This window comes from Schwartzia sp. (in: firmicutes) (assembly GCF_978017985.1).
On record NZ_CDXDFU010000195.1, the window covers coordinates 1 to 1868 of the forward strand.

The 1868-nt window shown below is 49.5% G+C and carries 2 protein-coding genes and 2 tRNA genes; all 4 read right to left on the reverse strand.

Annotated features, from left to right (window positions below; genetic code table 11):
• Positions 1 to 810 (reverse strand): type I phosphomannose isomerase catalytic subunit (locus tag ACY69O_RS08485; RefSeq protein WP_462333037.1); only part of this gene is annotated, 810 nt, incomplete at its 3' end.
• Positions 811 to 960: 150 nt separating this feature from the next.
• Positions 961 to 1572 carry a DedA family protein gene (locus tag ACY69O_RS08490; RefSeq protein WP_462333038.1) on the reverse strand — a complete coding sequence of 204 codons (612 nt, stop codon included), beginning with the start codon at positions 1570 to 1572 and terminating at the stop codon, positions 961 to 963.
• 120 nt (positions 1573 to 1692) lie between these two features.
• Positions 1693 to 1768 (reverse strand) — tRNA-Phe (locus tag ACY69O_RS08495).
• A gap of 4 nt (positions 1769 to 1772) precedes the next feature.
• Positions 1773 to 1849, reverse strand: a tRNA-Asp gene (locus ACY69O_RS08500).
• Positions 1850 to 1868: the final 19 nt, after the last annotated feature.

Sequence of the window (1868 nt, forward strand, 5' to 3'; positions counted from 1 at the left end):
GCTGCTGCGGTCAGAAGCCAGATGACAGCGGCCGTGGAGATTAAACTCATGTACTGTAAAGAACTCACAGGACACAAGCTGCTTCATATCGTATTCAGCGAAAAAGAGGTTCGGCGGCAGTGCCGACGGCTGCGGCGACGGGGTAAGGCGAAGAACATCAAGAGCCTTCTCCACGTGAAGCTCTCTCGGCTTTCCGTCCTTTCCAATACGTCCGTAATCGTAAACGCGGTAGGTAGTATTGGAATTCTGCTGAATCTCAGCAACCGTTATACCGCCCCCGATAGAATGCAGCGTACCCGCTTCAATGAGGAAAGCGTCTCCCGGTTTTACAGGCACGCGGTTGCAGACCTCCAAAAGAGTATTATCCTCTATACGTCTGCGAAGCTCTTCCTTTGTGACCTCGCGGTTAAGTCCATATATAAGACTTGCTCCCGGCTCGCAGTCAACTACATACCAAAACTCGGTTTTGCCGTACTCACCCTCTACACGGAGCGCGTAGTCATTATCAGGGTGAACCTGCACCGAAAGGTCCTCTGCGGAGTCCAGCAGCTTTATGAGAATAGGGAAATACGAATACCGTGCGGCATGAGCACCTACAATGCGGTCGCCCTTCAGCGCTATATACCGCTCCAGCTCCATTCCCGAAGCCTCTCCGTTTCTGATTATACTGTGACCGTCCTTGTGGCACGCAAGCTCCCAGCTCTCTGCCACGGTTTCCAGGTCAGTTTTTTTGTTATATTCCGTTTTAAGCTTTGTCCCGCCCCAGATGTAATCCTTCAGCGGTGACGTTAACAGCATAGGATAAAGCAAAGCCTTGTCCTCCTTAAATACCTTCTCATCCTGGAAATGAAAACAAATCGTTTCGATTTTCCAATGATTCTCTTATCATACCACAACGCAACCAAAAAAGAAACTCATTCGTAAAACAAATAAAGGAGCGCCGTAAAAGCGCTCCCTGTTTTACTTAAGATGCCTCTTTTTCTTCTTATGGTGGCGGTAATACCACACAGCTCCGCCGATAACGCAGATAACAACAAATGCGATGCTCGCCTCATGTCCGATTTCCAAAAGATACTTCCAGCTCTCGCCCAGCATCATGCCTGCCCAGAGGATAAGCGCCGTCCAGGGCAGCGACCCCAGAATCGTATAAATCGTAAAACGCTTGAAATCCACATGGGCGAAACCCGCAGGAAGAGAAATGAATGTGCGGACAACAGGAAGCATACGGCTGAAGAAAACAGCCTTGATGCCGTATTTATCGAACCAGTTCTGAGCAAGGTCAACGTGTGACTTCTTTATAAGGAAGTAATGTCCGTATTTATCTACGAAGGAACGTCCACCGCGGCGTCCTACCTCATACGCGAACCATGAGCCCAAAAGACCGCCTACCATTCCGTACCAGAGCGCCCCGGAAAAAGTCATCTGACCTGCGAAAATCAGATATCCCGCAAAACCGAGAATCAGCTCACTGGGTATAGGAATGCAGGCATTTTCCATGCCCATGAGCACAGCTACAGCCAAATATCCCCAGTCGGCGATAAATCCCAAAAACATCTCTGATAAACTTCCCATTACCCTTTTCCTCTCCCCCGAGTGTATTTTCTACCGTCACAGCATATCGCAAAAAAGCGAGCCTCTCATGAGACCCGCTTTCAAACGATCACGTTCTCCCGTGATCCATCCTGTGTTAAATGGTGCCTCAGAGTGGAATCGAACCGCTGACACAAGGATTTTCAGTCCTTTGCTCTACCAACTGAGCTACCGAGGCAAACTGGCGACCCGAATGGGACTTGAACCCATGATCTCCGCCGTGACAGGGCGGCATTCTAACCAACTGAACTACCGGGCCAATATAAAGCATCCGAAAA

Excerpts from the sequence above, each read along its gene's own strand:
- ACY69O_RS08490 (WP_462333038.1), bottom strand. The coding sequence starts at position 1,572 with ATGGGAAGTTTATCAGAGATGTTTTTGGGATTTATCGCCGACTGGGGA.